The sequence below is a fragment of the Pseudomonas sp. NPDC087817 genome (assembly GCF_044742875.1).
Lineage (GTDB): Bacteria > Pseudomonadota > Gammaproteobacteria > Pseudomonadales > Pseudomonadaceae > Aquipseudomonas.
In genome coordinates this window covers 12,132-17,937 of sequence record NZ_JBIUVJ010000051.1, presented here as the reverse complement: position 1 = coordinate 17,937, position 5,806 = coordinate 12,132, and the positions used below count along the sequence as shown (strand labels likewise).

Annotated in this window: 8 protein-coding genes; 3 read left to right on the top strand and 5 right to left on the bottom strand. The window is 58.7% G+C overall.

The features are described 5' to 3' along the window. Positions 1-197: 197 nt before the first annotated feature. From lptB to ACIONG_RS23510, 5 genes are read right to left on the bottom strand one after another with little or no spacing between them, the layout of a single operon-like run. Complete coding sequence (gene lptB / locus ACIONG_RS23530; RefSeq protein ID WP_007953572.1) at positions 198-923, bottom strand: LPS export ABC transporter ATP-binding protein; 726 nt, start codon at positions 921-923, stop codon at positions 198-200. After that, a complete protein-coding gene (gene lptA, locus ACIONG_RS23525; RefSeq protein WP_103303117.1) occupies positions 923-1,468 on the bottom strand; it encodes a lipopolysaccharide transport periplasmic protein LptA in 546 nt (181 codons plus the stop codon). The genes lptB and lptA overlap by 1 nt, the downstream gene beginning before the upstream one ends. Next, positions 1,455-2,027 (bottom strand): LPS export ABC transporter periplasmic protein LptC, encoded by a 573-nt coding sequence (gene lptC / locus ACIONG_RS23520; RefSeq protein WP_103303116.1) that lies wholly within the window; start codon positions 2,025-2,027, stop codon positions 1,455-1,457. Before lptC ends, lptA begins: the two co-directional genes overlap by 14 nt. An 8-nt stretch (positions 2,028-2,035) precedes the next feature. After that, on the bottom strand, positions 2,036-2,560 hold the full coding sequence (locus ACIONG_RS23515; protein ID WP_401303012.1) for a KdsC family phosphatase: 525 nt from the start codon (positions 2,558-2,560) through the stop codon (positions 2,036-2,038). After that, positions 2,561-3,535 (bottom strand): KpsF/GutQ family sugar-phosphate isomerase, encoded by a 975-nt coding sequence (locus ACIONG_RS23510; RefSeq protein WP_401303010.1) that lies wholly within the window; start codon positions 3,533-3,535, stop codon positions 2,561-2,563. Positions 3,536-3,810: 275 nt separating this feature from the next. Here ACIONG_RS23510 and ACIONG_RS23505 point away from each other — a divergent pair, with 275 nt between their 5' ends. The 3 genes from ACIONG_RS23505 to mlaD form a co-directional block, all read left to right on the top strand. Beyond that, the gene (locus ACIONG_RS23505; protein ID WP_401303008.1) at positions 3,811-4,620 is read left to right on the top strand and encodes an ATP-binding cassette domain-containing protein; all 810 of its coding nucleotides are present in this window, start codon (positions 3,811-3,813) and stop codon (positions 4,618-4,620) included. Next, positions 4,620-5,417 carry a lipid asymmetry maintenance ABC transporter permease subunit MlaE gene (mlaE, locus tag ACIONG_RS23500; protein WP_103303113.1) on the top strand — a complete coding sequence of 266 codons (798 nt, stop codon included), beginning with the start codon at positions 4,620-4,622 and terminating at the stop codon, positions 5,415-5,417. Before ACIONG_RS23505 ends, mlaE begins: the two co-directional genes overlap by 1 nt. After that, positions 5,417-5,806: outer membrane lipid asymmetry maintenance protein MlaD (mlaD, locus tag ACIONG_RS23495; RefSeq protein WP_401303006.1), on the top strand; the 390-nt coding region annotated here is incomplete at its 3' end. The genes mlaE and mlaD, both read left to right, overlap by 1 nt.

Here is a 5,806-nt window from a genome sequence, read left to right as displayed (position 1 = left end):
GATGGTTTCATGGCAGGGGCTTAACACCTTATTCGCCGGCGCTATGCGCCATCCACTACAGGGCGCCGGAGCGCCAAACTTAAGCAAATTATATGCCTGAAACTGAAGTGTTTGCCTAGAGCGCTGTAACAATTAAAGCGTATTAAATCCTGCTTGAATCGATACAGCACCCGGGCGGCTCACCGGGCACTTTTCGCTTACAGGCGGAATTCGTGGCCCAGATACACTTCCTTGACCAGATCGTTGGCCAGGATGGTCGCGGAGTCACCTTCGGCGATCAGTTGACCGTCGTTGACGATGTAGGCGGTTTCGCAGATGTCCAGCGTCTCACGCACGTTGTGGTCGGTGATCAGTACACCGATGCCCTTGGCCTTGAGATGGTGGATGATCTGCTTGATGTCGCCGACCGAAATCGGGTCGACACCGGCGAACGGTTCGTCGAGCAGGATGAATTTTGGCGCAGTTGCCAGAGCACGGGCGATTTCCACCCGGCGGCGTTCACCACCCGACAGGCTCATGCCGAGGTTGTCGCGTATGTGGCTGATGTGGAATTCCTGGAGCAGGCTTTCCAGCTCTTTGCGACGGCCGGCCTTGTCGAGCTCCTGACGGGTCTCGAGGATGGCCATGATGTTGTCGGCCACCGACAGTTTGCGGAAGATCGATGCTTCTTGCGGCAGATAGCCGATACCGGCCTTGGCGCGGCCATGCATTGGCTGGTGGCTGACGTCCAGATCGTCGATCAGCACACGACCCTGATCGGCCTGTACCAGGCCGACGATCATATAGAAGCAGGTGGTCTTGCCGGCGCCGTTCGGGCCGAGCAGGCCGACGATCTGGCCGCTGTCGATCGACAGGCTGACGTCACGCACGACCTGGCGGCTTTTATAGGCCTTGGCCAGGTGCTGAGCTTTCAGAGTTGCCATTACTGGGTTTTCTCGTCGGTTTTCTTCTTCGGCTGGATCACCATGTCGATGCGCGGACGCGACTCGGTGACCTTGCTGCCGGTAGCGCGACCGGCGCTGGCGAGTTTCTTCACGGTGTCATAGACGATTTTCTCGCCTTGAGTCGTGTTGTTGTCCTTGTCGACAACCTTGGCCTTGTCGATCAGCACAACGCGGTTTTGCGCGGCGTGGTACTGAATCGTCACGCCCCAGCCCTGAACAGGCTTGGTGTCGCCAGCGGTCTGCAGTTGTTCGAAGTAGGCGAGGTTGCCCACCGAGGTCACCACGTCGATGTCACCGGTCGGCGTGCGAGTGATGGTCACGGTGTTGCCGGTAACCTTCATCGAGCCCTGAGTGATGATGACGTCGCCTTTATAAGTGGCAATGCCATTCTTGTCGTCCAGTTGGGCGTCGTCGGCCTGGATGCGGATCGGCTGTTGCTGATCGTTCGGCAGAGCCCAGGCGCTCACGCTTCCCAGTGCTGCGCCCAGACTGAGCAAAATAGGGAGGGTTTTAACGAGCCTCATACTGTCCTCTTACGTTCGATAGCAGGTGTATCCTGCTTTCCTTCAGATACGCTTTCATTCCCACGCCAGTCGATACACCGCCAGCGCCGTCGATTCTAACGGGTTGCTCGGTCTGCGCATATTGTTCCTGCGGGAACACGGTCATGCGCGTGGAGGTAACCAGCAAATCGCGGTTTTGCTCATCGGTGCGCTTGATGCGTACCGAATCGATCAATTCGACCTGGGTGCCGCCCGAATTCACTTCGCCGCGCTCACTGGTCACATGCCACGGAAATTCCGTCCCGCGGTACATGTTCAGGTCAGGTTTGGTGACCAGCGTGATGTCGGTCGCCTTGACGTGCTCGGCCTTGTCGGAGGTCATTTCATATTGCACTTTGCCGTCCGGCAGATATTGCAGGGTATGCGTATTGGTTGCATACCAGTCGATAGGGGTTTCGACGGACGTGACCGGAGGCTTGTCGAGGAAGCGTTCCGGGCTGATGTTCCAGTAGCCTACCGCAGCGAATATCGCCGCGATGCAGCCGAACAGCAGGAAGTTGCGAAATTTTTTGCTAAACATGGTTTGGCTCACAGGTACGCGGCGTTGGCCGCATCAAGGCGGCCCTGGGCGCGCAGGATCAATTCGCAGAATTCGCGGGCGGCACCTTCGCCGCCACGGGCCCGAGTCACGCCGTGAGCGTGTTCGCGGACGAAATCGGCAGCGTTGGCAACGGCCATGCCCAGTCCCACGCGGCGAATCACCGGCAGGTCGGGCAGATCGTCACCGAGGTAGGCGACCTGTTCATAGCTTAGGCCCAGTTGTTCAAGTAGACCGTCCAGAACCACCAATTTGTCTTCGCGCCCCTGAAACAGGTGCGGGATGCCCAGGTTTTTCGCCCGGCGCTCGACCACGGGGGTTTTGCGACCGCTGATGATGGCGGTCAGTACGCCGGCGTTCATCAGCATTTTGATGCCTTGGCCGTCGAGCGTATTGAATGTCTTGAATTCACTGCCGTCTTCAAGGAAATACAGACGTCCGTCAGTGAGGACGCCGTCGACATCGAAAACTGCCAGTTTGATGGCTTTGCCGCGTTGCAGCAGATCGGTGCTCATTTACATCACTCCTGCGCGCAGCAGATCGGAGAGGTTGAACGCGCCGACCGGGCGATCTTCCTCGTCGACAACGACCAGTGCGTTGATTCGTTGGTCTTCCATGATTTTCAGGGCTTCGGCGGCGAGCATCTCCGGCCGGGCAGTCTTGCCGTGGGCGGTCATGACCTGGTCGATGGTGGCGCTGCGAATGTCGATGCTGCGATCCAGGGTGCGGCGCAAATCGCCGTCGGTGAAGATTCCGGCCAGTTTGCCATCGGCTTCAAGGATTACGGTCATGCCCAGACCCTTGCGGGTCATTTCCATCAGCGCGTCCTTGAGCAGCGTGCCCCGCTGCACTTGCGGCAATTCCTGCCCGGCGTGCATGACGTTTTCCACCTTCAGCAGCAGACGACGGCCGAGGGCGCCACCCGGGTGGGAGAAGGCGAAGTCTTCGGCGGTGAAACCGCGCGCTTCCAGCAATGCCACAGCCAGGGCATCGCCCATGACCAGTGCGGCAGTGGTGGAGGAGGTCGGGGCCAGGTTCAGCGGGCAGGCTTCATGCTCGACGTGTACGTTGAGGTTGACTTCGGCGGCCTTGGCCAGCGGCGAGGCCGGGTTGCCGGTCACGCTGATCAACTGGATGCCCAGTCGCTTGATCAGCGGCAGCAGGGTGACGATTTCGTTGGTCGAGCCGGAATTCGACAGTGCGAGGATCACGTCATCGCGAGTGATCATGCCCATGTCGCCATGACTGGCTTCGGCCGGGTGTACGAAAAATGCCGGGGTGCCGGTGCTGGCCAGCGTCGCGGCAATCTTGTTACCGACGTGCCCGGATTTGCCCATGCCGACCACCACAACACGGCCCTTGCTGGCCAGAATCATCTCGCAAGCGCGTACGAAATCGGCGTCGATATGGGGCAACAAGCCTTGTACGGCTTCCACTTCGAGGCGGATGGTGCGTTGTGCCGATTGGATCAGGTCGCTGGATTGGCTCATGTCAGAAATCGTATAGCCCGATGAAAAGGCGGCGATTATAGCGGTTATGTTGGAAAGCCTCACGCAAGTTCGTCGTGCTTTGTCATTACTCGTTACCAAAACCCGGGGAAACAGCCGCCAGACCTGTCATATCGCCGAACACGGGCCGGTACAAGCCTTGGGCGCTTGGCCTTTGCAGTGATATAGTTCGCCGCCAGTTCGGCCTGCCCGGGATGTACGTGCTTTTTAAGTAAAGCCAGGCGTCCGAGTGAGAGGCTGCATCGCAAGGAGTTTAGATGAGTGCCGATAACGCCTACGCGGTCGAGCTGAAGGGAGTCTCCTTCAAGCGCGGTGCGCGCAGCATTTTCAATAACGTCGATATTTGCATCCCGCGCGGCAAGGTCACCGGCATCATGGGGCCTTCCGGGTGTGGCAAGACCACGCTGTTACGGTTGATGGGCGCACAGTTGCGTCCGTCCAGTGGCGAAGTCTGGGTCAACGGTCAGAATCTGCCTGCGCTGTCGCGCAGCGATCTGTTCGATGCGCGCAAGCACATGGGTGTGCTGTTTCAGAGCGGCGCACTGTTCACCGATCTCGATGTGTTCGAGAACGTCGCTTTTCCCCTGCGCGTTCATACCCAATTGCCCGAAGAAATGATCCGCGACATCGTTCTGCTGAAATTGCAGGCGGTCGGTCTGCGCGGCGCTATCGAGCTGATGCCCGATGAACTGTCCGGCGGCATGAAACGCCGCGTGGCGCTGGCCCGGGCGATTGCGCTCGATCCGCAGATTCTCATGTACGACGAACCGTTCGTCGGTCAGGATCCGATTGCCATGGGCGTGCTGGTGCGACTGATCCGTCTGCTTAACGATGCGTTGGGGATCACCAGCATCGTGGTGTCCCACGATCTGGCCGAAACCGCGAGCATCGCCGACTACATCTATGTAGTGGGTGATGGTCAGGTGCTGGGGCAGGGCACGCCGGATGAGTTGATGAACTCGGATGAACCGCGTATTCGTCAGTTCATGACCGGCAATCCCGATGGCCCGGTGCCGTACCATTTTCCAGCGACGGATTACCGCGCAGATCTTCTGGGGAAGCGCTGATGCGCAGAATTTCATTAATAGAACGCGTGCGCCGTTTCGGCGAAGCGGCGATCGACGCCATTGCGGTGTTTGGTCGGGCAACGCTGTTCCTGTTTCACGCCTTGTTGGGGCGTGGCGGGATCAGCGGCGGTTTCGGTTTGCTGGTCAAACAACTGCATTCGGTCGGCGTGATGTCGCTGGTGATCATCGTGGTCTCCGGTATTTTCATCGGCATGGTGCTGGCGCTGCAGGGCTTCAGCATTCTGTCGAGCTATGGTTCGGAGCAGGCAGTGGGGCAGATGGTTGCACTGACGCTGTTGCGTGAACTCGGCCCGGTGGTGACCGCACTGCTGTTCGCCGGGCGCGCCGGATCGGCACTGACCGCAGAAATCGGCAACATGAAGTCCACCGAACAGCTTTCCAGCCTGGAAATGATCGGTGTCGACCCGCTCAAATACATTATTGCCCCGCGTTTGTGGGCCGGTTTCATTTCCCTGCCGGTGCTGGCGATGATTTTCAGCGTGGTGGGTATCTGGGGCGGCTCGTGGGTGGCTGTCGACTGGCTGGGCGTGTATGAAGGCTCGTACTGGGCGAACATGCAAAACAGCGTGAACTTCACCAGTGACGTGCTCAACGGCGTCATCAAAAGTATCGTGTTTGCCTTCGTCGTGACCTGGATCGCCGTATTTCAAGGCTATGACTGTGAGCCCACTTCCGAGGGCATCAGTCGCGCCACCACCAAGACCGTAGTGTTTGCCTCGCTGGCAGTGCTGGGCCTGGACTTTATTCTGACCGCTTTGATGTTTGGAGATTTCTGATGCAAAACCGCACCCTGGAAATCGGTGTCGGCCTGTTCCTGCTGGCAGGGATCCTGGCTTTGTTGCTGCTTGCTTTGCGGGTCAGTGGCCTGTCTCCGACTTCGACCACCGACACCTATAAACTTTATGCCTACTTCGACAATATCGCCGGTTTGACGGTCAGAGCCAAAGTGACCATGGCCGGTGTCACCATCGGCAAGGTCACCGCAATCGATCTGGATCGCGACAGCTTCACCGGTCGGGTGACCTTGCAAGTGGACAAGAAGGTCGACAATCTGCCGACCGACTCCACAGCATCTATCCTGACTGCGGGTCTGCTGGGCGAGAAATACATCGGTATCAGCGTGGGCGGGGAGGACACCCGTCTGAAGGATGGTGGAACCATCCAC